This window comes from Paenibacillus sediminis (genome assembly GCF_017873765.1).
Classification (GTDB): domain Bacteria; phylum Bacillota; class Bacilli; order Paenibacillales; family Paenibacillaceae; genus Paenibacillus_AG; species Paenibacillus_AG sediminis.
The window spans coordinates 65,713-91,706 of record NZ_JAGGKP010000004.1 but is presented as its reverse complement, the minus strand read 5'-3'; the positions used below and the strand labels follow the sequence as shown (position 1 = coordinate 91,706).

Here is a 25,994-nt window from a genome sequence, read left to right as displayed (position 1 = left end):
AGAGGAACATCGTGGGAGAACGATCAAGTTTTAAAAGAGTTGCTCTGATCTCGTTTCTTGTTCTTGTATGGGGTGTTACTTGGCCGATATACAAAATAGCTTTACATTATACGCCGCCTATACTGTTCGCAGGAATGCGTACGCTTATTGGCGGGTTGCTGCTAGTTTTGTTATTCATACCAAGACGAAGTCAAATTCGTTGGAAACAAAACTGGTCTAAATATTTCATTTCATCTATTTTCAACGTTACTGTATTTTATAGTGTACAGACAGTAGGTCTAATTTATTTGCCCTCTGGGTTATTTTCGGTCATTGTCTATCTTCAACCTGTGCTGGTCGGCATTCTGGCTTGGCTATGGTTAGGAGAATCGATGTCGCTTATGAAAGTCATGGGTTTAATTCTTGGTTTTCTCGGGGTAGCTGCAGTCAGCGCCGGACAATTCTCAGGTCATGTGGCTGTTCTCGGCATTGTGTTAGCTCTCATTGCAGCAGCTAGCTGGGCTATTGGAACGGTGTATGTGAAAAAAGTGAGCGGTCAAGTAGACTCCTTATGGCTTGTCGCTTTCCAGTGCGTTTTCGGCGGAATCTTCTTGACTGGACTAGGTTCAGGGGTTGAAGAATGGTCACAAATCACTTGGAACATGCCGTACTTGTTCGGACTCATATTCGGAATCGTTCTTGGTATTTCAGCTTCATGGGTCGTTTATTTTATACTGGTCAACGCCGGCGATGCGAGTGTAGTAGCATCCTACACGTTCCTCGTTCCGCTGATCGCTGTAATAACGGGTACCTTGTTCTTAAATGAACCGTTTACGCCTTCGCTTATTGCAGGACTTCTACTCATTGGGGTCAGCATTTATCTCGTTAACCGTAAACCAAATGCGAAGATAGGACAAGCTGGGAAGCCGTCTTATTTGGAATCTTAATCTTCATATTTCAACGCCTAAGGATAGAGCCATTATATGCATAGATTTAATGGTGATCGAATAAGGAGGGATAGACAATGTCTTATTTATCCGTAAGTACGTGGAGTTTGCATCGATTGCTTGGTCCTCTTCGTTGGACAGCTTGGGATGCCGAAACTGGGATGCATATCACGAATATACAGGATCAGCCTCAAGTTCTTACTCTGTTAGAACTGCCATTTGAAGCTGCCAAGAGAGGGTATCAGGCAGTGGAAGTATGCCACTTTCATTTCCCCTCTACGGAAACGGCTTACTTAGAGCAGCTTCGCAGCGCTTTCGCGGATGCGGGAGTAGCGTTTGATACGCTGCTTCTAGATTACGGAGATTTGACTTCACCTAGTGAAGCGCGAAGAGCGGCGGACAAGAACCTCATTCGTAAGTGGATCGAAGTTGCTTCCATATGCGGCGCGGGGCAAATACGAGTAGTCGCTGGTGAAGCGCCGCCTACAGATGAAGAAGCTATTCGCACTTCAGCATCAGCTTTGTCGGAGCTGACTCATTATGGAACTTCCAAAGGCGTCCGAGTGATCACTGAGAACTTCAAATCGTTAACCTCTACCGGAGAAAGCTGCATGAAGCTGCTTGGTCAAATAGACGGTTCAATTAACATGATTACCGATTTTGGCAATTTTCATGGCGCTCTGAAGTATGAAGAGATTTCGATGACGGTTCCATACAGCGTATCCATTCACGCCAAAGCAATCTATAACCAATCTGGTCTGCCGGATGAAACGGAGTATCGTCGCTGCCTTGACGCTACTCGCGCAGCAGGCTTCAATGGTGCATTTGTTCTCATCTATGACGGCCCGGGCGACATGTGGGAAGGTCTCGAACGTATCAAGCGTATTGTAGATCCCTATATCACTGATAATTCTTCACGTTAGTGATAGTCCACTCGAATTTTGCAATACGATCCGCCAGCCGTCCGGATCACAAATCGTAATTCCGTTAATCGCCCAGTACGGATTTTCCGGTTCTACAGAGGGATATCCCATCTGATGCAGTCTTGATGCAATCTCATCGCGCCGCTTTCGATCCGGTATGTAAAATACGAGCAAATTGTCTTCAGAAGGCGGCGGTACTGCAGAAGCATCTTCATGTTGTGTGAACTCGAGATGGTAATGGGCATTTGGAAGACCGAACATAACACCGTCGTATCCGTTGTGATTTGCAAAGGAACCGATGATTTCAAGTCCTAATCCTTGCCCATAAAAATCAATGATTTTGTCCATTTGATGCGTCGGACGAGCCACACGAAATTGTACAGCAGGCATTTTCTCTGACCATAAATGTTCCATAATATCCTCTCCCATACATTATTTTTGCAAAAATTGCAGTACATGCTGATCGACAACTTGCGGCTGCTCTAACGTGACGCCATGTCCAGCATCTTTGATCAAATGGGCATCAAGCTTTGGAATAAATCGCCCTGCCCGCTCGATCGCAGCATTCGGATTGTACTGAACCTCATGATTACCAATAAGCAGTAAAGTAGGAGCCTCAATCTTCTGCAACTCATCGTCTGTCAAATAGCTCGCGAACACTTTAATACGCGGTATACAGTTTTGCATAGCGACGATAAATTGATATCTAATCGTACTGTCGATCTTGCTCGCATCTGCGGACATGTAACGAATAAACCGGTCAATATTTTGGGCTGATGGGAAGATACCCGCATGCAGACTTCGCAGAAAGAACTGTTTCTTTTGTTTCTGCAACGACGCGCCAGGACAAATCGTAATTAATTTATCGACTCGATTAGGCAATAGAATAGCAAATACTAAGGCTAAGAAGCCGCCATAAGACATTCCCATCACATTCGCCTTATGAAGATGAAGTTCGTCTAATACGTCGCTGAACCAATTTGCACAATCCGCTTTGCTTTCAATTTGCTTAGTCGCTACACTTCGATTGATATCACCCACAAAATCAAGCGCGTAAACTCTGTACTGCTCACTCAAATCTTTAATATTATCTTTCCACATCGTAGAGCTGAAGCCAAATCCATGTAACAGTACAAGCGGCTCAGCGCCTTTCGGACCCGCTGCGATGACATGAGTACGGCCAAAGCGCGTATTTACATACGAGGACCCATATGGAACATCCCACTCTTGAAGCGTTCTATCATATGCCTCTTTAAAAAGGGATTCCCCTTCTTTTTTACGATAAATCGTTTTTTGCATAGGTAAGCGCTCTCCAATCTTAAAAGTATTGGTAAACTAAACTATTTTCTTTGTAAAAAATTCGATATGATCAGCCATGCGACTCTCGATGTCAGTTGTATCTTTCTGGTCAATTCGTAACATCATGAACACTTCAATCATGGAGAACAGCGGGTATTGGTATTCTGCTGCGAGCATGGCAGGACTATCAGGCTTGATTCGTTTAAGTAGAATGAGTTTATCAAATACGATTTCTAGAAAATGAAGAGTGTTCTCTACGATGTCTTGAAGGTAAATTTCCCTCGCGAGGGGGTTGCGGTACTGCTCGAGATACATAATGCGCCATATTTTCTCCATCGATGGATTAGAGATATGCTCCTTAAAGTTCTGAAATCCCTTCTCGAGAAATTGTTTGGGGCTCATTATCGCAAGAATGCTGTCTAATTGCTCAGTAGGAGGCATGATTTTAGCCGTTTCCATTCGGAAATTATAAAAAATCGTTTTCAGCAGTTCATCCTTCGAACTGAAATGGTTATACAAAGAACTCTCCTTAATATTCACCTCTCTCGTAATGTCCCGTATTGACACGGAGCTGAACCCTTTTTCCGAGAAAAGCTGAATCGCCGCATCGATAATTTTATTTTTATTGGCATTCGTTATTGGCTCACCTTTTAAATCGAAATATGAATTGTTGGCAGTTGAATCCAAAATATACACTCCATTCGGCTTTATTAATGATATATTAACTAACGTTCGTTAGCGTGTCAATTATAATGTGTAATTTGAAATTGAAAATTAGAAGAACACATTTGATGCATGGTATAATGATGTTAAAATAAAAAAATAGGGCGAGTAGGGATGGTTTATGAAAATTGTTTGTTTTGGTGACAGTTTAACGAGAGGCGTTTCCATGGTCAAAAGTCGTTTGAGAATTATTAAAGAGAACTACCCGTATTTTTTACAGCAATTATTTACGCTGGGTGACGAGAATGAAGCCAATGTTACTGTTATTAATAAAGGTATTTTTAATGATAATTCTGATTCTCTGCTCTCTCGGTTAAATAAAGATGTCATTGAAGAAAGTCCTGATTATGCGATTGTAGCTATAGGAGGAAATGATTGTAACTTTAAATGGGATGAAGTCGCAGAAAATCCTGATAAAGAGCATCAACCCATCGTACCTATAGAGCGTTACTTAGATAACATCAAAACAATGATTTCCCTGATCAAAAAGTCGAATATTACTCCTATTGTGATTACCCTCCCCCCTTTGGACCCTGTACGTTATTATCAATCGATTGCTAAGACATATGGCAATTCCGTTAGTCATTGGATTAGTACGCTTGGCGGTATAGAGCATTGGCATGGTCTATATAATCGGAGCTTAAATAAAATAGTGGATGAATTAGAAGTGATTAAAATCGATGTCAGAACGGCTATTAAGCAAGCCGGTGATTTATTTGATTTAATTAGTGAGGATGGAATTCATTTAACATCAGAGGGTTATAAGGCACTCAGTACAGAAGTTTATAAATATTTATCGAATTTTACCGATATGAAAAAACCACAGCAAATTTAAATGTGCTGTGGTTTTTTATCTCTTTATAATTAGCGGTTAAAAAGTTCTTGAACTGATTGTTTAAGCGGTGTGATAGAATCGCCAATGAGATTTTTTAGATCATTAGTAGTATCTTCAAGTTCTCCATTCGCTACAGAGCGATAGAGACCGTATACTTGGAAGCCGATAAGCGGTTCAGCAACGCCAGCTTTTTTCAGGTCTTCCACGACTTCAGCTTCGGAAGTTGAACGATGAACGACTTTTTTACCGGAAACTTCAGAGAGAATTTGTGCAAGCTCATCAAAGCTCCAAGCCGTAGGCGCAGTCAAGTTGTAAACTTTGTTCTCATGACCATCTTGCGCAAGAACTGTCGCTGCAGCTAGAGCAAGATCATTGCGAGTTGCGACATTAAGCTTGCCGTTTCCTGCTGAAGTAATCATTTCTCCGCGTTCTACCGCTGGCAGCAGACCTTCGTTAACAAAGATGTGAGTGTAAAGCGGGTTACGAAGAATTGTATACGGAATGCCAGTCGTACGAATCATGTGCTCGGTAGCCAAATGAACTTCTTGCAGTCCAATAGTCGACTTCTCTGCAAATGCGAAGCTTGTATAAACGATATGTCCTACTCCAGCATTTCTAGCTGCTTCAATAGCTGTAGCATGCTGGCGAACACGTACTGTATCGTCCATCAATGGAGAAGAAACCAAGAAAAGCTTGGAAGCTCCTGCAAAAGATTTTTCAAGAGAAGCAGCGTCGTCATAGTCACCATGACGCACTTCAATTCCGCGGCTTGCTAGTTCGGCACCCTTTTCTACGTTACGTACACTGACAACGATTTCGCTTGCAGGTACATTTTTGTTGAGCAAATGATCGACGACAAGTCCGCCGAGAGCTCCTGTAGCTCCTGTGATAACGATAGACATTAGTAAATCCTCCTCTAATCATCAAAATAGTTATACTAGGTTTCCTATGGAATTTTGTAATCATGTGAAGCTGTATCCATTATAGTTACAAGTTACTATCAAAGTCAAGAACGGATTTTTTTCGACCATATGGAATTTATCAATGGAGGGACACCGTGTTTACGTATAGAATCGAACCGATTTGAAATTAGAGCGTGCATAGGAAATATAAAGAGCAGAGCCATCCCCGAGAGACTGGGATTTAAGAACGAAGGAACGATCAGGCAAGCAGAACTCATTGATGGACGATTTCATGATCATGTGGTATATGGATTATTGGCAGAGGATCTAGAATAGAGGAGAACTAATTCAATAGTGAGGTGTTATTTCATGCGATATTATGTAGTAGATGTGTTTGCGGAACAAAAGTACCAAGGGAATCCGCTTGCCGTATTCTTACCTGATCAGGAATGTTCTAAAATCGAGATGCAGCAAATCGCTAGAGAGATTAACTACTCGGAGACGACCTTTATAATGTCTGGTAAGAAGCAGGATGGTGGGTATGATGTTCGGATTTTTACGCCTGACAGAGAGGTCCCTTTCGCAGGGCACCCTACACTTGGGACTGCGTTTATCATTAACCAGTTACTTGAACAAAGTCAGTGTGATCAAGTGATTTTAAATTTAGGCGTGGGTCAAATACCCGTTAATATCACGGAAGAAGAACTCTCTATGGAGCAGAAGGGTCCTGATTTTAGAACGGTCATTGAGCAACCGGAAGTGATGGCTGAAATTCTGCAAATCAACGTGGAAGATATAAATTGCAATTATCCGATCCAAGTAGTATCTACAGGTTTACCTAGTATTATAGTGCCTTTACATACCCTTGATGCTGTAAAAAGATGTTCGATTCATCATGAAAAGTTCCAAGCCTTTATTGATCACACAGTAAAAGCAGGAGTTCTTGTTTTTGCACCTGAGTCTGAAAAAGAAGAAAATGATCTTAGAGTTCGAGTATTTATGGATGATACAGGGTTCCTTGAGGATCCAGCGACTGGCAGTGCCAATGGAAATCTCGCGGGGTATTTGCTTGAGCATAATTTTTACAACACACCGAAGATAAATCTTAGGGTAGAACAAGGTTATGAGATGGGTCGTCCTTCTCTTATTAAAGTAGAAGCTGAAAAGGTCGGCAGGCAGTTCAGAATAAACATTGGGGGGAAGGTGTTCTTAGTAGCGAAAGGAGAATGGATGAACTAATCTCTTGATTAAATTCCCAGTTTATTTTGTTCGGAAATGAACAGGATATTACTAGGGAGGTTATAAACCACAGACTATGCACATCATTCTTGTAATGCTCATTATGTTAATGACCGGATGCGAACAAAAAGCGGATCTTCCTGAGTCGCAAACAGAGGAACAACAATCTGTACCCCAAAAAAGTAAATCGATTCAAATGATCTCTCGAGTCAACACAGATTCTATTCCCATCTTGATGTATCATTCGATTGGCCTCAATGATCGCAGTACGCTTTTTGTGCCCCCAAAGGTATTTAATAAACAAATGGAACATTTGAAGAATGCCGGGTATCATACCATGACTTTCAAAGATCTTATCAATTGGAAAACGGAAGAAGTGATCCCAGATAAACCGATTTTAATTACATTTGATGATGGTTATTTGGATAATTTCACAATCGTTTATCCAATTTTGAAAAGGCTTCAAATGAAAGCAACGATATTCGTAACCAGTGATTTTATAGGTTTTCCTAATCACTTAAATTGGGGTCAGATAAAAGAAATGGAACAATCCGGATGCATTGAAATTGGTGTACATACCCGGCATCACTTAGATTTGACAAAAAATAACCCGTTACAACTTGTGGACGAAGTTTGGGGAGCTAAACAGAGATTGGAGAAGAGATTGGGACATCCGATGATCGCTTTTGCTTATCCTTCTGGTAAATTCAACCACAAAGTGGTAGAGGCGGTTAAGCGAGCCGGTTTTGAATTTGCCGTAACGACACAGCCTGGTTACGCCGTAAAGAAACAGGGATTTTTAACCCTCCATCGCGTTCGAATATCCAGAGGTCAGTCAATGGATGCTTTCATTCGAGAATTCCCTTAGATGCTGAATTAGACACTAAATATTTAAAAACTAGAGTATGACGACGCGAACCCTGAACGTTTACAATATGTAAGCGTTTATTTTTTTATTGACAAACATGTATATACAGGTTTAGAATGAGGTTCGTTGGCGAACATGTATATACAAGTTGTGTTATGTAGCTGTCATTTTATTTTTTTAGGCGTGAAGAAAGCGTAAACAATTCTTTTTTAATCGTTAGGGGTGTTCTGAATGGCTGTTGATAAAAAATTAGTTGAACAAATCATAGAAGCCGTAGGCGGTAAAGATAATATCGAGATGGCCACACACTGTGTGACTCGTCTGCGATTTGTTCTTAACGACGAGGGCAAAGTAGATACCGAAGCGCTGAAGAACAATGAGCTGGTCAAAGGTAACTTCTCCGCTCAAGGTCAATATCAGGTCGTTATTGGACCTGGCCTCGTTGATAAAGTGTATGATGAAATGATTAAAATTACGGAATCGCAGCGGTCCTCGAAAGACGATGTTAAGAAGGCTGCCGCTAAGAAGTTGAATCCATTGCAACGTGCAATCAAAACATTGTCGGATATTTTCATTCCGATTTTGCCTGCTATTGTGACGGCTGGTTTACTTCTAGGTATTAATAATATTTTGACAGGTCCCGGAATCTTTTTTGAAAATAAAGCGCTTGTAGATGTTTATACGCAGTGGAGAGATTTTGCTAACATCATTAATACGATTGCTAGTACCGCATTCGCTTTCCTGCCTGCTCTAATTGGTTGGTCGGCGGTAACGCGGTTTGGCGGAAGTCCTCTGCTAGGTGTCGTACTTGGACTTATTCTCGTTCATCCTAGCTTGCTTAGTGCTTACAGTTATGCGGATGCAGTAAGTAAGGGTCAAGTTCCAACTTGGAATTTGTTCGGCTGGCATATTGAGAAGATCGGTTATCAAGGACAAGTACTGCCAATGCTGATTTCTTCCTATGTGCTTGCTAAGATCGAAGTTTTCTTAAATAAAAGAGTACCCGACGGTATTAAGCTGCTCGTGGTTGCGCCAGTTTCACTTCTTGTAACCGGATTCCTTGCGTTTATCGTCATCGGTCCTGTTACATTTGCAATCGGTAATGCGATTACTTCCGGTTTTGTGCATATTTTCGATTCATTTGCAGCGATTGGCGGATTCATTTATTCATTTATGGCGGGCTGTATTCACTGCTCGTTGTAACAGGAATGCACCATACGTTTCTGGCAGTCGATGTTCAGCTCATCGCGAATACAGGCGGCACATTCTTGTGGCCGATGCTTGTCATGTCTAATATTGCTCAGGGTGCAGCAGCACTAGCAATGATGTTTGTCTTTAAAGATCAGAAGTCTAGAGGTCTCTCTCTTACTTCGGCGGTTTCAGCTTTTCTTGGTGTAACGGAACCGGCTATATTCGGTGTTAATCTTCGTTACCGTTATCCGTTTATTAGCGGTATGATCGGGTCGGCGATTGCTGGTGTTGTGCTTATGATCAGTCATGTGAAAGCGGCGTCAATCGGTGTTGGCGGTATTCCAGGGTTCTTGTCGGTATTCCCTAAATATTGGGGTCCATTCTTTGGCGGAATGGCGATTGCATTTATCGTTCCGTTTGTCATTACCTTCATTTACGGGAAAGCGCGCAAAACAAATTAAGCTCTGGTGGTGTAGAAAATGAAACAACCTTGGTGGAAAAAAGCGGTCGTCTATCAAATTTATCCTCGAAGCTTTAACGATACGACCGGTAATGGAATTGGCGATATTGAAGGTATTATTGAAAAGCTTGATTATTTAAAATATCTCGGTGTAGATGTGTTATGGCTGACACCGATTTATGAATCTCCTCAAAACGATAATGGTTACGATATTAGCAATTACTATGACATCTTCAAACCATATGGAACGATGGAAGATGTGGAACGGCTTATTGATGAGGTTCATAAACGGAATATGAAAATAATACTGGATATCGCGGTGAACCATACGTCTACTGAACATGAATGGTTTAAGCAATCACGCAGCTCGGTGGACAACCCTTATCGTGATTTCTACATTTGGAAAGATCCTAAGGACGGAGGACTGCCGAACAACTGGCAGTCCAAATTCGGCGGACCGGCATGGGAATATGATGAGAAGACGGGTCAGTACTATCTTCATCTATATGATGTGACACAGGCCGACCTCAACTGGGAAAATCCGAAGGTTCGCGAAGAAGTGTATAAAATTATGAACTTTTGGATGCGTAAAGGAATTGACGGTTTCCGTCTTGACGTTATTAACGTCATCTCCAAAAATCAGGACTTCCCTGATGATGAAGGTACTGTGCTAGGTGATGGACGTAAATTCTATACGGATGGACCTCGTATCCATGAGTTTTTACAAGAAATGAACCGTGAAGTATTTTCGAAATACGATACGATGACGGTAGGCGAAATGTCATCTACCTCCATTGAGAACTGTATTTTATATACGAATCCTGATCGCCATGAGCTCAGTATGGCATTTAACTTCCATCACTTGAAGGTAGATTACCCTGGCGGTCAGAAGTGGGTCAAAGCTGATTTTGATTTTCTTAAGCTCAAGCAAATTTTAACCGAGTGGCAGACAGAAATGCATAAAGGCGGAGGATGGAACGCGCTATTCTGGTGCAACCATGACCAGCCGCGTATCGTGTCACGTTTCGGTGACGACGGCAAATACCGCGTAGAATCAGCTAAAATGCTCGCAACGACCATTCATATGCTGCAGGGCACGCCGTACATTTACCAAGGTGAAGAAATCGGGATGACCGATCCGAAGTTCACGGAGCTCGAACAGTATCGTGACATTGAATCGCGCAATATGTATCGTTTGATGAAAGCTGAAGGCAAGAGTCACGAAGAGATCATGGATATATTGCAGCAGAAATCAAGAGATAATTCTCGTACCCCTGTTCAATGGAATAGCGGCCCTAATGCCGGTTTCACAACGGGTACACCATGGATTCCGGTTGCGGATAACTACCTTGAGATCAATGCTGAAGAAGCAGTGAAAGACCAAAATTCGGTATTCCATCACTACCGGAAGCTGACCCAGCTCCGTAAGCAGTACGATATTATTACCGAAGGCAGATATGAATTGTTGTTGCCTGACGATCCAGCTATATTTGCATATTTACGCCATGGGGACGGGGAAAAGCTGCTCGTCGTTAACAACTTCTATGGACAAAATACGGAATTTGTTTTACCTGCAGAAGCGGACCTTGATGGGTTCAAATCAGAGGTGCTGCTTTCTAACTATGAAGATGCACCTGCAGGAATAAATCATTTCCTACTGCGCCCATACGAATCTGTCGTGTTCCATCTGACTGCGGAAAAGTAAAATCTATAATTGTTCCCACGGGGCGGAAAAGCATGCTACAATAAATTCGGTGATAGATGATGAGAGAGAACATCTACTTAACGATATATCGTGATTATGCGGACAAAATTCAGTCTGGGCAACTGAAACCGCAGACGAAGCTTCCATCTGAAAGTGAACTTATGGAAGAGTACGGTATTTCACGTGAAACGGTACGCAAAGCGCTGAACTTGTTGTCTCAGAACGGATATATTCAAAAGATTAAAGGCAAAGGTTCCTTTGTACTCGATGTAGGCAGGCTCAATTTTCCCGTGTCTGGGTTAGTCAGCTTCAAAGAGCTTACTAAGACACTTGGCAAACCTTCACGCACGATCGTGTATGAAACGGAACTGATTAAGCCGGATCATTATATTAAGCAGCATCTTCAATGTTCGGAAACGGTTTGGAAAGTCGTTCGAGCGCGTGAGATTGAAGGGGAACGCATTATACTGGATAAAGATTATTTTGATCCGAATATCGTGCCGATGCTCACGAAGGAGATAACGGGCGATTCGATCTACGATTATTTAGAACATGAGTTGAAGCTGAAAATTAGCTTTGCCAAGAAGGAGATTTCCGTAGAGCAATCGATAGATGAAGATCGAAAGTATATGGATTTGCATGACTATCTCCATGTCGTTGTCGTTCGTAACTATGTGTATTTAGAGGACGCGACGCTGTTTCAGTATACAGAATCACGGCATCGCTTAGATAAATTCCGATTTATTGATTTTGCAAGGCGTGGGAATTAGAATCGTCAGAAGTAAGAGCCCTTTTAATAGGGCTCTTTTTCATATTCTTTTTTACAGTCTACATATAGAGGAAAATAACTTTTTAGTATAGAATAATTTAAATTTAATTGAGAGTAGAATTATTAGCTGAGAAAAGAAAGTGAGCTGAGTTTAGTTGAGTAGAGAAGACGCAGGATTAGATTTGAGCAGAATTATTTTTATTGGCAGAACTTTCGATGAGTACATGCAAATGTTCAATCTTTCTGAAGAACAATTGCTTGGACAAAAGATTCTTGATTGCCCGGCAGGTGCATGTTCGTTTACTGCAGTGGCGAGTGGGCTAGGAGCAGATGTAACTGCGGCCGATATAGCCTATTACCACTCTATTGCTGAACTTGAGAAGAAGGGATTTCAAGACATTGAACATGCAATGATCGGTATGGAAAAAGCAAAGGACAACTTCCTTTGGAATTATTTTAAATCCGTTGATGGCTTAAGAAAGGTTAGAATGTCAGCACTTACCGAGAGTGTAAGGAATATGAAGCAATCACCAGAACGGTATGTAGCTGCCGTATTGCCCGAGCTTCCCTTTAGTGATAACAAGTTTGATTTAACTTTATCTGCACACTTTTTGTTTATGTATGCTGATCGCTTGGATCTTGATTTTCATATCCGAACGATAAAAGAGTTTATGCGTGTCACCAAAAAGGAAATTCGTATATTTCCAATGGTAGACCTTACGAGTAAGCGGTATGAACATTTGGAAGAGTTGCTCGCCTGTATCCATAACGAGGGATGGGACACGGAAGAAGTGAAAGTATCATATGAATTTCAAACAAACGCAAACACGATGCTTAGAATCCATAAAATAATGAAGTAAGCAAAGAGCTAGCTCTAAGTTCCAGACTTAGAACTAGCTCTTTATATTTTGAACAATCCCTAGAATGCTGATCGCTGATAAAAATGAGTGAAATAAATAATTTCCGAATATTTTATAAAAAAATATAGAAAATGTTCGTGTTTAGCTGTATAATGGGTAAGTGCTCGGATAGTCCGTGCACATACTACTGAAATTAAGACGAACGGAGGGCTTTACGTTGTTCGATTTCAAAGCTCATGGAACTTCACCTAAAACGGAAGTACTGGCTGGTGCTACTACGTTTTTCACGATGGCCTATATTATGGTGGTCAACCCGTTAATTTTACAGGATGCAGGAGTTCCCTTTAATCAAGTATTTACGGCAACGGTTATTTCGACCATTATCGGTACGCTGCTTATGGGATTGCTTGCAAAATATCCAATTGCGATTGCACCGGGAATGGGTCTTAACGCATATTTCACCTATTCCGTTGTGTTAGCGCATAGCGGGCTTAGTTACCAAGAAGCTTTCTCTGCCGTGTTCGTGGCGGGCATTTTGTTCCTTCTGCTTTCGCTTACGTCATTACGAAGCAAACTGATCGAAATCATTCCTTCAAATTTAAAATACGCAATTACCGCAGGGATTGGCCTGTTTATCGCATTTGTCGGTCTTCGGCTCAGCGGTATTATCGTCGCTAACAAATCTAATTTGGTCGGACTTGGAGACCTGCATTCCTCAGGAGTCATTCTGACGCTCGTTGGACTTGGTATTACACTCGTATTAATGTCTCTTAATGTGAATGGCGCGATCTTCATCGGTATGGTCGTCACTGGAATTATTGCATGGCTAATTGGCATGCTTAGCTTTCATAACGGTTTTGTATCTATGCCGACGCTGCCAGAGGGCATTATTGTGTGGAACCCGATTGAAGCTGTAAAAGACGTATTCTCGAACCACTTATATGCAGTAGTGTTCTCATTCCTGCTTGTGACCTTGTTCGATACAACGGGAACGGTGCTCGGTGTTGCTCAGCAGGCCGGTCTCATGAAAGATGGCAAGCTCCCGCGTGCAGAGCGGACTCTCTTCTCCGACTCCGTAGCTACAGTAGCCGGCTCGATGCTCGGAACTAGCCCAACTTCTGCCTACATTGAATCAGCATCTGGCGTAGGCGCAGGCGGTCGTACGGGTCTGACAGCTGTAGTCGTTGCTGTGCTGTTCGCGATTAGCGCATTTTTCAGCCCGCTCGTTGGGTCGGTATCCAGCCTTGCTTCCATCACGGCACCAGCACTGATCATTGTCGGCTGTCTCATGCTCGGCAGTGTGAAGCAAATCGAATGGGAACGATTCGATGAAGCTTTCCCAGCTTTTATTGTCATCTTGACGATGCCGCTTACGTCCAGCATTGCGACAGGTATTGCGCTTGGCTTCATCTCGTACCCGCTGATGAAAATGGTTAAAGGACAATTTAAAGCGATTCACCCGATGCTTTACATTTTTGCAATCTTGTTTGTACTTCAGCTTGTGTTCGTACCGCACTGATATGATGAATGCTTAGAAGAAGGCATATCCTTTGGAAAGAAACGAAGGATATGCCTTTTTGTGTATATATTCTGGCGTTTTTAAGCATCATAAACTCATGTGTTTAAAAATTAAACTAATGTATGGGGGTTTTTAATCCATGAGCCAAAAAATACTCATCGTATCTGGAGATGCTGTAGAAGCGCTTGAAATTTATTATCCGTATTACCGCTGTTTAGAAGAAGGCTATGACGTGGTAATCGCCTCTCCTACCGTCAAAAAATTATATACCGTAAGTCATGACTTTGTGGAAGGATTGGAGACTTTCGTGGAAAAAGCGGCCTATGGTATAAGCTCGCATACAGCCTTCGAAGATGTGAAACCTGAGCAATATGACGGATTAATTATCCCCGGAGGCCGGGCACCTGAATATATTCGTATGAATGGTTCCTTGCCGTCGATAGTCCGTCATTTCTTTGAAGCAAATAAGCCCGTCGCCGCGGTCTGCCATGCTGCACAGGTGCTTTCAGCTATTCCGGACTTAATGAAGGGTCGCAAGTACACTGCTTATCCTGCATGCCGGCCAGATGTTATAGCCTGTGGAGCTACTTATGTCAATGAAGGGGTTCATAAGGATGGGAATTTAGTTTCGGGCCAAGCATGGCCGGATTTGCCTGGGCTAATGAGGGAGTTTATTCAATTACTGAAGTAGCGTTAGAGCTTGATAAATAATGCCTAGTGATTCCCGGTAAATGATTTACCCGGGAATTTTTCAATTTAATAAGTGAAAATATGTTGACAGCACAAATGATAATAATTATCATTGTTCTGAGCTTTGAGAATTGTTATCATTTATTTGTTGAGGAAGTTGATAAAAATCTTATGAAAACGATACATAATGAATCGAAGCATAATGAATCGAAACGTGTTCAATCGAAAGTACAATCGCGTCCTCTTATAGCGATGATTATTATAGTGGGTGGATTAGCGGCCTTATTTCTGGGTATCACCCTCTCCATCTCGTTAGGTGCAGTAAATATTCATTTCCGTACGGTCTGGGAAGCGGTTTTTCACTTTAATCCGGATTCGTCACAGCATCAGGTCGTTAGGCAAATTCGTTTGCCGCGAGCATTAGCTGGTGCTATTGTAGGCGCTGCTTTTGCGGTTGCAGGCTGTATTATGCAAGGGATTACGCGGAATCCACTAGCAAGTCCAGATTTGATAGGATTAAATGCAGGTTCGGCTTTTGCGCTTGCGGTATGCTTTAGCTTTTTTCCTGGAATGTCTTTTCATAGTATCATTATGTTTTCTTTTGCCGGGGCTGCACTCGGAACGGGTATTGTATATGGAATTAGTTCAATCTCCAGAGGAGGTCCTACTCCCATAAGACTTACGCTAGCTGGCGCCGCTGTATCTGCACTGCTCTTATCATTTAGCCAAGGGCTGTCGATTTATTTTCATACGGCTCAAAATATATCGTTCTGGTATGCAGGCGGACTAGGGGGCACAGACTGGGGCATCATTAAAATGATCAGTCCATGGATTGCTGCGGGATTGGTCGGCTCGCTAGTATTGTCACGGTCCATTACGATTATGAGTCTCGGTGATGACATTGCTGCCAGTCTTGGACAACGAACTACACTTGTGAGAGCTGCGAGTGCAATTCTGGTGCTTGTCCTTGGCGGAGCAGCGGTTGCTGCGGTGGGACCTGTAGGCTTCATTGGTCTTGTCATACCTCATATCGCTCGTCTGTTAGTAGGTGTCGATTATAAGTGGAGTATTCCTTGTTCTGCAGTGCTTGGAGCGTTGCTGCTCGTATTTGCTGATATTGGCGCGCGAGTGATCAATGCACCTTACGAGACCCCAGTTGGCGCGATCACCGCTTTGATCGGTGTTCCCTTTTTCCTATATCTTGCCCGTAAAGAAAAGTGAGAGTGGTAGTTTATATGTCTTCCATAAAACGAAACAATTCAGTAGCTTCAAGAGGATCCTTACGTACGATAACGACGATTTCAATTTTATTTGTACTTATTGTTATATCATTTATTATCAGCATGAATACAGGAATTGTCCGGCTTTCACCCATTGATGTATTTAAAACATTGTTTGGGTCTGGTACGCCGAGACAGGAACTTATATTGTTTGATTTCAGGCTCCCTCGAATTGTGATCTCTATACTTGTTGGAGCCGGTTTAGCGGTGTCTGGGGCGATTTTGCAAGCAACTTTCCGCAATGAGCTCGCAGATCCAGGAATTCTCGGAATCAATTCGGGGGCGAGCCTTGCTGTCGTATTGTTTATTACGTTCTTCCCTCTTAACGAGTTGTCTCCGATTTTCATGCTTCCATTTATTGCGCTTCTTGGAGGAAGTCTGGCAGCAGTGCTGATCAATATATTAGCGTATAAAAAAGGTTATGGGATTTCCCCTTCCAGACTTATTATAACGGGAATTGCCGTAACATCCGGAATCTCAGCGGCTCTTCTCATGCTGACTGTTCGGCTTGATCCTCGGAATTTCGAATTTGTGACGATCTGGCTTAGCGGGAGCATTTGGGGGACGAATTGGAAGTTTGTATTGGCGCTTCTTCCTTGGATTTTAATATTGCTTCCTTTTGTCTATTTTAAAGCTAGAACGATTGACGTCATGAATCTTGGTGATTATATTGCAGCAGGGCTTGGGACATCGGTAGGGCGAGATCGACTCGTGCTGATGGGTACTGCAGTAGCGCTTGCGGGTTCATGCATCGCTGTGGGAGGAGGAATTAGTTTTATCGGATTAATTGCCCCTCATATCGCTCGCAGATTAGTAGGCCCGCTGTACCGTGCACTCATTCCGACATCTGCTCTTATAGGCGGACTATTGTTAATCGTTGCTGATACGTTAGCACGCGTTATTCTGCAACCGGCTGAGGTGCCTACGGGTATTGTTGTTTCCATGATCGGAGCACCATACTTCTTGTATTTGCTCGCAAGAGCGAGAGCTTAATCGCTTATTCCCGTTAATGTCGGAAAGCTTGGGACGACCTCTTGACCTAATTCCTCAATCACTTCTTCAGCAGGTCGATGGCCGTATTTTAAATTAATGATGACATGGTTAACACCCGCGATTTTCAGTCTATCTAAGAATTCGATCAGCGGGTTGCGGCCAATTCGGAACCCTAAGTGAATAGGAACTGGTGCGTAGTTTGGATCCTCCATTAAATCAACATATAACGACTGACTGAAAGGTTTGAACTCACTCGTTAATAAACGCCACTGATCGATCATATCGGCTTGCTGATTAATATTTCGAGGATAGTACATCCATCCGTCACTATGCTCAGCAATCCATTCAGGAGACTGCGTGCTGTGGCCTGTTACGAGTACGGGAATGTCAAATAGGGCTGGCTTCGGCAATAAGTCGCCATAAGGGATATGATCATCAGGTGTTCTGATCGAAGTATAATTGCTCTTCCATACTTTTTTCATTAAATGAATGGATTGTCTGAACAGCTCACCGCGCTCATCAGGGTCAACTGAAAAGGCTGGAAATTCGATAGGGCGATCTCCTGTAGCAACCCCGAGAATAAGCCGTTCGCTAGACAGCTTGTCTACCGAAGCAGCGGATTTGGCAACGTGCAGCGGGTGCCGTAGCGGTAAAACAATACTTGCAGTACCGAGTGCTATTGTCTTTGTATGAGCAGCGATAAAACCTAAAAACACCCACGGATCATACATCTGTCCTACATCTCCGAAATAAGGATCATATAACGGAACATCTCTGACGAATAATGAAGCAAAATTAAGCTCCTCTGCTCTTATGGCGAGCTTGATTTGCTCATCAATATTCATCACTGGTATGCTGGGCCTGTAAGATTCCAGAGGAAAGAATAAACCAAGAGTTAAATCATTCTCTCGAAACATACGTGAATATCCTCTATGCTGATCAAACTGTCTCATTCTCACTCCTCCATTCAAATAGAAAGACCAAAGGTACAATCTTGAAATATTGTGTCTGATTGACGAGTGCTCTATTCTAACTGATAAACCTATGAAGCATAATTGCTTCCATCCTTCGAATGAAAACATCTTTTTAGAAGACAATAGTTAGGTGATGGAGGTGATGAGTGGCGATGACCAAGCCTAAGAAGGGGCATGTTGAATTTAGACCTACTCCCGTTAAGATTGTAGCAGATGCGCCTCAAGATGAGGAAATGCGCGAGCATCTGGATGAGCTCAAGGCAAATGACGGATATGAAGGTTCGTGTATTGTAATAAATAGCAAATCGGTTGACAAATCGTGAATGGACGTTTCAAAAGATGATAAGCCAAGTTGACTTCCGTTAAATTACCGAAGTCAACTTGGCTTTTTTCTTTCTGGCTGAAATCAACTTTCGTTCATTTTATGTTCAATGGCGGTGCGGACGAATCCGTCAGTTTCCTGCAGCAATTCCCGTGCTTCTTCTGCTTTTACGCCAGCCAGCAGCATGACGATTGCTGTTTTGACATGGCCTGAGGACTCGCTGTAAGCGCGTTCCACTTCTTCATCGGGTGCATTAGTAGCCATATAGATAATCCTTTTTGCTCGGTGAACGAGCTTTTCATTAGACGGATTTAGATCGACCATTAAATTTTCGTACACTTTACCAATTCGGATCATCGCTGTTGTTGTCAGCATGTTTAGAATGATTTTTTGCGCAGTTCCAGCTTTCATTCGCGTCGATCCCAGAATAACCTCCGGACCTACAACAGCTTCAATCATTAACTGTGAATACTGCTTCATCGGTGTATCGTAATTGTTACATAAACCGATCACGACAGCACCAAGTTCGCCTGCGCGCTTCATGGCGCCAAGTACATAAGGAGTACGGCCGCTTGCAGCGATGCCTATGACGACATCTCTCTTATTTATGCCGTGTTCATCGATGTCGTCTGCCCCAAGAGACTCGTTGTCCTCCGCACCTTCAATAGATTCCTTCACCGCCTGGAATCCCCCTGCGATTAACCCTTGAACCATCGACGGATCAGTCCCGTAGGTAGGCGGACACTCGGAAGCATCAAGAATACCGATTCGTCCACTTGTTCCGGCGCCGACATAGAACAGCCTGCCTCCACCTCGGAATGCTTCAACAATGAGATCGGCAGCTCTAGTGATTTGCGGAATGATCTCATGAATGCAATCAGCGACATGACGGTCTTCGTCATTAATTAATTTCATGATTTGCTCAGAACTCATCTGATCGATGTTACGCGTCTTCTCATTCAATTGTTCGGTCGTTAAAATGCTGAGAATTTCATTCATGAGGACTAGTCTCCTTTGTTCCTTTATATATCTTACGCGCAAGAAGCGCTGCTCCAACAGCCGACGAACGGTTGCTATTTCCTTGGACGAACGACAAATTGGGGAAACGGTCTAGCATCGTTTCACGGTACACGCTTCGAAACGTTATGGAATGCTTAAATATGGAGCCTGTTAAAACGACATCCGCTTTCTGCAAAGAGGGGTGCTTACTAATTAAGGCGGTCGTCGTATCTGCTAGTTCAATCGCCTGACTTCGAACGATATTGCAAGCTGCTTCATCCCCAGCTTCTGCTTCTTCGATGCAGTACTTAGCGAAAGCGGCGATTTCTGTTTTCCCAACAGAAGGCTGATATACATAAGATTTCAGGTCAGAGATTTGCTGGAATCCGAAAGTTTCGATAATCCGTTTGGTCATCGTCGTTGGAGGCAATATGCCATCATAGCTTTTCATGACCGTCTTAAGCGTCAGAAGTCCGATTTGATAACCGCTCCCTTCATCACCCAAGATATGACCCCATCCACCGCTATTAAATTTGGCGCCACCCTCTATTATCCCGAAAGTGTTAGAGCCGGTCCCAGAGATGACGAGAATACCATGTTCTCTTTCGACTGCAGCCATGAGAGAGATTTCTGCTTCCGATTTCATAGTGATCGGGAAAAATAAATGTTGACGTTGTTGATACGTTTGGAGAAATTTAATGATCGGCTCCTTATCTTTGTCAGAACTTATACCTGACATACCAAGACATATTCCATTACATGAAAATCCAGAAGTTTTTATTTGATTTAACAATTGGTTAAGCACGTGATTAAGCTCTTGGATCGCACCATTTAAGGTAACAATGTAAGGGTTAGTAGAGCCGCCTGTATATGAGGCTAAAACCTTGCCATCACTAGTAATAGCGGCCGCTTCTGTTTTTGTGCCGCCTCCGTCAACGCCAATATATATTTCCATAATTCACCACTTCGCTTTCCATTTCAGTATAGAAGAAACATGAAGAATTGTAAAATAAAATTTTATATTTCCAAAATTATGTTGAAATTTAATTTCATTCATCCTATAATGAATTCAATCGGAATCATTTGGAAGCGATACCATTTTCGACTTCCGAATTTTTATGTTATGAAATCTAACATTAAATATTGAATAATTTTACTAACCATTCATTTTGCGGGGGTGTCACATTCATGAACGGCGGACTTGTTCGTTTGAGGGAGGTGTGTGAAACATTAAATCCATCCGAACGCAAGGTTGCTACCTTCATTTTGCAACATCCGGATCAGATGGTTCAGATGTCGGTTGCGGAACTTGCCGAGAGTAGCGGGGCAAGCCAAGCAGCTATTGTACGGCTATGCAAAACGATGGGTATTAAAGGGTATCAAGATCTTAAATTGAAGGTGGCCGGCGATTTGCAGGAACCTGTGACTGCGGGCTATCAAGATATTAGACCTAATGACAGCATTTCAGCCATTATCCAAAATGTATCCAACAATAATATTCAATCGATTCGTGACACGATGAAAATTTTGGAGGAACGGATGGTAGAGCGTGCAGTCGATATGCTTAACGGGGCGAAGCGGATTTATTTATTCGGCGTTGGAGCCTCGAATTTAATTGCGATGGATGCACAGCAGAAGCTGCTGCGGATTAATAAGGTTTGTTTCTCCTTCTCTGATCCCCACTTACAGTTAACATCTGCCGTTATGCTAACCCCAGAAGACGCTGCCGTCTTTATTTCCTATTCAGGTGAGACGAAAGAGATGGTACGTGCAGCGGAGATTGCTAAAGAAAAAGGGTGCCAGACAATTAGCATTACTAAATATGGAGATTCAACATTAAGCAGGACGGTTGACATTCCTCTCTTCACTTCTTCAACAGACAACGAGATTCGCAGCGGAGCGATGGCGTCGAGAATTACCCAGTTAAATGTTATCGATATATTGTATCTCGGAATTGCCAGCCGAAATTATGAGCATGCGGTGGAGTATCTAGAGCAGAGCAGGCAAGCGATCAAAAGGTTGTAATCCGGTACGCTAAAGTTTAGCCGCCGGTAACACATATAACAAGAAATAAAAATGATAAGGAGAAGAAGCAAATGAAAAAAAGTTGGCTCGTACTCATGTTAGCTCTCATCCTAGTAATCATTACAGCGTGTGGAAATAGTGGAAGCTCAAAGGGGAACTCTGAAGGGGAAAAAGGTTCAGACGCAAAACAAGATACGGTCGTGGTCTGGACGTATCCTGTGCATGGTAAATATGAAGATGACCTCAAGCAATTGCTCGCTGATTTCAAACAAAAACATCCAAATATCAACGTTGAAACAGAGGTACTATCTTGGGCAGAAGGGCCAGAGAAATTCACCCTGGCACTTAATGCGGGTAACCCGCCTGATTTGTATTTCCACAGTGTAGATGGATCGTACGTAGATACGGGCCTTGTTCTACCGCTTGATAAATACCTTACACCAGAAATTAAAGACGATTATTTACCAGGGACACTCGAACTTGGTCAAATCAAAGGAACACAGTACGGCCTTCCACTCTACCAATTCCAATGGGCATGGGGCGGTAACAAGCGCATTCTTGAAGAAGCAGGCATTGACTGGCAAAAGATTCAGAAAGAAGGCTGGACTTGGTCTGAGTTTGAAGCTGCAGCTAGTAAACTGATGAAGAAATTACCGGACGGCTCCACTCAATATCCGCTTGTTACAGACGGTACGTCACTTGATTTCATTGAAATGTTGACACGTAACAATAACATGCCAGACGTACTGAACGAAGCTGGTGAATTCCAGTGGAATGATGGGCGTATATTGGATACGTTAACTTTTATTCAAGATTTGCTGAAAAAAGGCTATATGCCGGCAGAAACAGCTGCACTTGCACCGGCAAAACGTACAGAAATGTTCTACGCAGGCCAAGCAGCCATTATATCTAAAGCGATTCCTTATTATGACGTCATGATTCAAAACCGTAATAAAGATATCGATTCAGGTACAGTGCAAGGTGAAAAGATCGATTTCGTACTGCTGCCTGTACCTCATAACGATAATGCTCCTGCACAAACAACAATGGGCGGAGAAGGATATGTTGCATTTAAGCAGAAGAAAGATAAAGGCGAAGAACATGCTAAGAATACGTTCCTTGTCATGGAAGCTTTAAGCGGGGCACAAGCCGGAAACTCTGCAAATGAACTTGTTCTGCCATTCGTCCGCAAATCGCAAGCAGACCTTTTTGCAGGAAAAGGGCTTGGTAATAAGGTGAATATTGAAGCGGCTGAAACGATGGCGAAGAATATCTCCAAACCTGTCGTTCTCAATTTGGATATCAATGATGCAGCTAAAATGAAACAATTTAAAGAACAGGTTGTAAAACCAAATATGCAAGCTCTTTATTCGGGTGAGAAGACACCGCAAGAAATCGCAGATGATTTTATCCAAAAAGGGAAACAAATTTTAGGGAAATAACAATTCCTGTGGGAAGTGTCCCGATTCCTCTTATGGATTCGCAAGTCACTTCCCTTTCTTACTAATTCCTGTCTCTGCTTCAGGAAGGGGGAAAGAGATGCAAACTCAAACGATGACAGCACCACCACGTACACCTTCTCCGTTCAAACGCTTTTGGCGGGAATACGGTTGGGCGTATCTGTTCATTTTAGCGCCAGTATTGTTGTTTCTGTCGTTCACTTTGTATCCGGTCGTCACAGCGTTTCTCATGAGCTTTCAAAAGTACAACATCATGAATTCGACCTGGATCGGACTGGATAATTACAAGCGAATGCTGCATGATGACGTATTTTGGAAATCAATCCGAAATACAGTCATTTTCACCATCGGTACGGTTCCGATTAATATTATAATCACGTTCGGTCTATCCTTCTTCATTTACCAAATGAAAAATTCATGGCAGACGTTCTTTAAAGCGACTCTGTATTTACCAACCGTAGCCTCCGGCGTTACGATCTCTATCGTATGGCTCGCGATCTTTGATCCGACGGATAGTGGTCTCTTGAACCGCTTGCTTGAATTATTTGGCATCGATCCTCTAATTTGGCTGGGAAAATCAAACTCAGCGCTCTTGTCACTAATGCTTATGAATTGGCTCGGTTCGCATGGCGCTGGCATTATATTGTACCTTGCGGCAATGGGAGGAATCCCGAAATCACTGTATGAAGCAGCGGATATTGATCATGCCAGCATGTGGACGAAATTTCGGCGCATTACTTGGCCGCTTATGAAGCCGACGACATTATATCTGCTAGTCACTGGCGTAATTACTTCATTCCAAGTGTTCATCTCTGTATATCTCATGACTCAAGGCGGTCCGAATTTTGCGACGACAACGATTGCTTATCTCATTTATGAGACGGCATTCAAATTTTACGATTTCGGGCTTGCTTCCGCGCAGTCATTCGTGCTTGCGTCACTCATCATTATCGTATCTATTATTCAATTTAAATATTTCTCAAGCGATATCGAGTACTAAGTTCCGCTCGAGTACGGTTTTGCCTCGTAAAACCTGGGGGTGTATATATGAAAACAAAAACGAAATGGCTTCTATTTATCGTAGCTGTGGTTATATTACTGATCTGGACTCTTATTACGGTAATCCCATTATATTGGATGTTTATTGGTTCATTTCAAGATACCAAGTTGTCTGCTACGTTCAGACCTAAGATGATCCCTGAATTGTGGTCAATCGCTCCTTATGAACGTTTTTTTGAAAAAACAGCGGCGATCAGATGGCTGTTGAACTCATTATTTGTATCTAGTGTACTTACGGTAACGAATGTATTTTTTGCTTCACTTGCCGGGTATGCCTTTGCCAAGTTAAAGTTTCCCGGAAACAAAACGGTGTTCTGGGTGTTGCTTGGCACAATGATGATTCCGGCTCAGGTCACACTTATTCCACTCTACATTTTAGTTATTAATGTGTTTAATCTCGGAGATACATACACGGCGATCATCTTGCCTGGGGTCGTGAGTGTCGGGAACATTTTCTTGATGAAGCAGTACATGTCCTCACTGCCGACTTCGCTCATTCATGCTGCAAGAATCGATGCTTGCAGTGAATTCGGAATCTTTTGGAAAATTATACTCCCTATGGCGAAGCCGGGTTTAGCGGTATTAGCTATTTTTACATTCGTCACTTCATGGAACGACTTTTTTTGGCCTTTCCTCGTTACGAGTTCCACGGAAATGCGTACGATTCAAGTCGGTCTTGCTTCATTCGTATTTGCAGAAGCGACAGATTTTGGTGCACTGATGGCAGGGGCGACGGTCGCCGCGCTGCCGATGATGGTTCTATTCTTTTCATTACAGCGTTACTTCTTACAAGGCATCACCATTGGAGCAGTTAAAGGCTAGAGGAGGAGAGCCCATGGCACGCGTAGAATTTCGAAATGTTCGTAAACAGTTTGATGATGAGAAAAAAGGGATCTTCACTGCGGTGGAAGGGTCCAATTTTGTAATTAACGATAGGGAGTTCGTCGTATTTGTCGGCCCTTCCGGCTGTGGTAAAACAACCTCGCTGAGAATGATTGCGGGCCTTGAGAAGCAGACGAGCGGTGATATCATCATCGGCGATCGAATTGTTAACGATCTGCATCCAAAGGATCGTGACATTGCAATGGTATTTCAGGATTATGCGTTATACCCGCATATGACGATACGTGAAAACTTGTCATTTGGTTTGCGAAACTTGAAGAAACCAAAGACTTATATAGAAGAAAAAGTTCGTGAAGCTGCAGCGGTATTAGGTCTTGAAGAAATGTTAGACCGCAAGCCGCGTGAGCTCTCTGGAGGACAGCGTCAGCGCGTGGCAGTTGGTCGCGCCATCGTGAGAGATCCGCAGGTGTTTCTGTTTGACGAGCCGCTGTCTAATCTTGATGCTAAGCTGCGCGTTCAGATGCGTGTTGAGCTGGCTGATCTCCATAAACGGCTTGGAGCAACGATCGTTTATGTTACGCATGATCAAGTGGAGGCGATGACGCTCGGCGAACGAATCGTCGTCATGAATCAAGGTGTCATTCAACAAATCGCTTCCCCCGCCGAGCTGTATGCAAACCCGCAAAATATGTTTGTGGCTGGGTTCATTGGATCGCCGCCGATGAATTTTATTGATGCACGTGTACTGGGCAATAGCGTTTTTGTAGAAGGTACAGAATTTGCCTTGCAGGATACAATTGCGGACGGTTTACGAGCTTATCAAGGGCGCGAAGTCATACTTGGCATACGTCCAGAGCACATTTTCGGTGAGGACGTAGTGAGTAGTGTATCAGGGAACTATCGGCTGACCAAACAAATTAAGGCAGTGGAGCATTTAGGGTCAGAGAATTTGATCTATTTCCCTATTGGGAACCGAACGGTGACCGCGAAGGTGCATCCAGAGACGGTTGCCTATCCGGGACTAAGTAAAACGTTTGTCCTTGATTTCAGCAAGGTCCACTTTTTCGATCCGGAAACGCAGCAACGAATTGAGTATTAAAGTGAATATTGGACTCATATGAAAGGAGAGC

The 25,994-nt window shown here is 42.9% G+C and carries 25 protein-coding genes and 2 pseudogenes; 20 read left to right on the top strand and 7 right to left on the bottom strand.

Annotation, left to right across the window (positions count from 1 at the left end; translation table 11 throughout):
* The first annotated feature begins 11 nt into the window (after positions 1–11).
* Both J2Z20_RS10265 and J2Z20_RS10260 read left to right on the top strand, forming a co-directional pair.
* Complete coding sequence (locus J2Z20_RS10265; RefSeq protein ID WP_209849157.1) at positions 12–926, top strand: DMT family transporter; 915 nt, start codon at positions 12–14, stop codon at positions 924–926.
* Positions 927–1,003: 77 nt separating this feature from the next.
* On the top strand, positions 1,004–1,849 hold the full coding sequence (locus J2Z20_RS10260) for a sugar phosphate isomerase/epimerase family protein (RefSeq protein ID WP_209849155.1): 846 nt from the start codon (positions 1,004–1,006) through the stop codon (positions 1,847–1,849).
* Here J2Z20_RS10260 and J2Z20_RS10255 read toward each other — a convergent pair.
* From J2Z20_RS10255 to J2Z20_RS18135, 3 genes are read right to left on the bottom strand one after another with little or no spacing between them, the layout of a single operon-like run.
* Positions 1,841–2,263, bottom strand: a complete 423-nt coding sequence (locus J2Z20_RS10255) for a VOC family protein (RefSeq protein ID WP_209849153.1) — start codon at positions 2,261–2,263, stop codon at positions 1,841–1,843. The genes J2Z20_RS10260 and J2Z20_RS10255 overlap by 9 nt on opposite strands.
* Before the next feature lie 18 nt (positions 2,264–2,281).
* On the bottom strand, positions 2,282–3,148 hold the full coding sequence (locus tag J2Z20_RS10250) for an alpha/beta fold hydrolase (protein ID WP_209849151.1): 867 nt from the start codon (positions 3,146–3,148) through the stop codon (positions 2,282–2,284).
* 36 nt (positions 3,149–3,184) lie between these two features.
* Complete coding sequence (locus J2Z20_RS18135) at positions 3,185–3,835, bottom strand: TetR/AcrR family transcriptional regulator (protein WP_280921754.1); 651 nt, start codon at positions 3,833–3,835, stop codon at positions 3,185–3,187.
* A 157-nt stretch (positions 3,836–3,992) separates the two neighbouring features.
* Between J2Z20_RS18135 and J2Z20_RS10240 the strand changes: the two genes are divergently transcribed.
* Complete coding sequence (locus J2Z20_RS10240) at positions 3,993–4,706, top strand: SGNH/GDSL hydrolase family protein (protein ID WP_209849149.1); 714 nt, start codon at positions 3,993–3,995, stop codon at positions 4,704–4,706.
* Between the two features lie 29 nt (positions 4,707–4,735).
* Here the strand turns inward: J2Z20_RS10240 and J2Z20_RS10235 are convergent, their stop codons facing one another.
* Complete coding sequence (locus tag J2Z20_RS10235) at positions 4,736–5,608, bottom strand: SDR family oxidoreductase (RefSeq protein ID WP_209849148.1); 873 nt, start codon at positions 5,606–5,608, stop codon at positions 4,736–4,738.
* A 174-nt stretch (positions 5,609–5,782) separates the two neighbouring features.
* Here J2Z20_RS10235 and J2Z20_RS18355 point away from each other — a divergent pair.
* From J2Z20_RS18355 to J2Z20_RS10185, 11 genes and pseudogenes are all read left to right on the top strand, one after another.
* A pseudogene (locus J2Z20_RS18355) lies at positions 5,783–5,944 on the top strand (GNAT family N-acetyltransferase); the annotation flags it as partial.
* Positions 5,945–5,977: 33 nt separating this feature from the next.
* Complete coding sequence (locus tag J2Z20_RS10230; protein WP_209849146.1) at positions 5,978–6,847, top strand: PhzF family phenazine biosynthesis protein; 870 nt, start codon at positions 5,978–5,980, stop codon at positions 6,845–6,847.
* A gap of 76 nt (positions 6,848–6,923) precedes the next feature.
* On the top strand, positions 6,924–7,715 hold the full coding sequence (locus tag J2Z20_RS10225; RefSeq protein WP_209849144.1) for a polysaccharide deacetylase family protein: 792 nt from the start codon (positions 6,924–6,926) through the stop codon (positions 7,713–7,715).
* A 231-nt stretch (positions 7,716–7,946) separates the two neighbouring features.
* Positions 7,947–9,349: pseudogene (gene treP / locus J2Z20_RS10220) on the top strand (PTS system trehalose-specific EIIBC component); the annotation flags it as partial.
* A 36-nt stretch (positions 9,350–9,385) separates the two neighbouring features.
* Positions 9,386–11,071: an alpha,alpha-phosphotrehalase gene (treC, locus tag J2Z20_RS10215; protein WP_209849143.1), complete on the top strand. Its 1,686-nt coding sequence runs from the start codon at positions 9,386–9,388 to the stop codon at positions 11,069–11,071.
* A 59-nt stretch (positions 11,072–11,130) separates the two neighbouring features.
* The gene (gene treR / locus J2Z20_RS10210) at positions 11,131–11,841 is read left to right on the top strand and encodes a trehalose operon repressor (RefSeq protein WP_209849140.1); all 711 of its coding nucleotides are present in this window, start codon (positions 11,131–11,133) and stop codon (positions 11,839–11,841) included.
* Between the two features lie 223 nt (positions 11,842–12,064).
* Positions 12,065–12,700 (top strand): class I SAM-dependent methyltransferase, encoded by a 636-nt coding sequence (locus tag J2Z20_RS10205; RefSeq protein WP_209849535.1) that lies wholly within the window; start codon positions 12,065–12,067, stop codon positions 12,698–12,700.
* A 217-nt stretch (positions 12,701–12,917) separates the two neighbouring features.
* Positions 12,918–14,219 carry an NCS2 family permease gene (locus tag J2Z20_RS10200; RefSeq protein ID WP_209849138.1) on the top strand — a complete coding sequence of 434 codons (1,302 nt, stop codon included), beginning with the start codon at positions 12,918–12,920 and terminating at the stop codon, positions 14,217–14,219.
* A gap of 139 nt (positions 14,220–14,358) precedes the next feature.
* On the top strand, positions 14,359–14,910 hold the full coding sequence (locus J2Z20_RS10195; RefSeq protein ID WP_209849136.1) for a DJ-1/PfpI family protein: 552 nt from the start codon (positions 14,359–14,361) through the stop codon (positions 14,908–14,910).
* Between the two features lie 170 nt (positions 14,911–15,080).
* Positions 15,081–16,130: a FecCD family ABC transporter permease gene (locus tag J2Z20_RS10190; RefSeq protein WP_209849133.1), complete on the top strand. Its 1,050-nt coding sequence runs from the start codon at positions 15,081–15,083 to the stop codon at positions 16,128–16,130.
* Between the two features lie 14 nt (positions 16,131–16,144).
* A complete protein-coding gene (locus J2Z20_RS10185) occupies positions 16,145–17,182 on the top strand; it encodes a FecCD family ABC transporter permease (protein WP_209849132.1) in 1,038 nt (345 codons plus the stop codon).
* Here J2Z20_RS10185 and J2Z20_RS10180 read toward each other — a convergent pair.
* A complete protein-coding gene (locus tag J2Z20_RS10180) occupies positions 17,179–18,135 on the bottom strand; it encodes an LLM class oxidoreductase (RefSeq protein WP_209849130.1) in 957 nt (318 codons plus the stop codon). The two genes, J2Z20_RS10185 and J2Z20_RS10180, sit on opposite strands and share 4 nt — an antisense overlap.
* A 167-nt stretch (positions 18,136–18,302) precedes the next feature.
* On the opposite strand from J2Z20_RS10180, the gene J2Z20_RS10175 reads away from it, so the two are divergent.
* Positions 18,303–18,479: a hypothetical protein gene (locus J2Z20_RS10175; protein WP_209849556.1), complete on the top strand. Its 177-nt coding sequence runs from the start codon at positions 18,303–18,305 to the stop codon at positions 18,477–18,479.
* An 83-nt stretch (positions 18,480–18,562) separates the two neighbouring features.
* On the opposite strand, the gene murQ is transcribed toward J2Z20_RS10175, so the two are convergent.
* Together murQ and J2Z20_RS10165 are read right to left on the bottom strand one after the other, a co-directional pair.
* The gene (gene murQ, locus J2Z20_RS10170) at positions 18,563–19,477 is read right to left on the bottom strand and encodes an N-acetylmuramic acid 6-phosphate etherase (RefSeq protein WP_209849128.1); all 915 of its coding nucleotides are present in this window, start codon (positions 19,475–19,477) and stop codon (positions 18,563–18,565) included.
* Positions 19,470–20,432, bottom strand: a complete 963-nt coding sequence (locus J2Z20_RS10165; RefSeq protein WP_209849126.1) for a BadF/BadG/BcrA/BcrD ATPase family protein — start codon at positions 20,430–20,432, stop codon at positions 19,470–19,472. Before J2Z20_RS10165 ends, murQ begins: the two co-directional genes overlap by 8 nt.
* A 233-nt stretch (positions 20,433–20,665) precedes the next feature.
* On the opposite strand from J2Z20_RS10165, the gene J2Z20_RS10160 reads away from it, so the two are divergent.
* The 5 genes from J2Z20_RS10160 to J2Z20_RS10140 all read left to right on the top strand — a co-directional run bounded on the left by J2Z20_RS10160 (position 20,666) and on the right by J2Z20_RS10140 (position 25,963).
* Positions 20,666–21,502, top strand: a complete 837-nt coding sequence (locus J2Z20_RS10160; protein ID WP_209849124.1) for a MurR/RpiR family transcriptional regulator — start codon at positions 20,666–20,668, stop codon at positions 21,500–21,502.
* 71 nt (positions 21,503–21,573) lie between these two features.
* A complete protein-coding gene (locus J2Z20_RS10155; RefSeq protein WP_209849121.1) occupies positions 21,574–22,944 on the top strand; it encodes an ABC transporter substrate-binding protein in 1,371 nt (456 codons plus the stop codon).
* Positions 22,945–23,041: 97 nt separating this feature from the next.
* Entirely contained in the window at positions 23,042–23,962 is a 921-nt protein-coding gene (locus J2Z20_RS10150; protein ID WP_209849118.1) for a carbohydrate ABC transporter permease, read from the top strand.
* 47 nt (positions 23,963–24,009) lie between these two features.
* Entirely contained in the window at positions 24,010–24,843 is an 834-nt protein-coding gene (locus J2Z20_RS10145) for a carbohydrate ABC transporter permease (RefSeq protein ID WP_209849115.1), read from the top strand.
* 13 nt (positions 24,844–24,856) lie between these two features.
* Entirely contained in the window at positions 24,857–25,963 is a 1,107-nt protein-coding gene (locus J2Z20_RS10140) for an ABC transporter ATP-binding protein (protein ID WP_209849112.1), read from the top strand.
* Positions 25,964–25,994 lie beyond the last annotated feature (31 nt).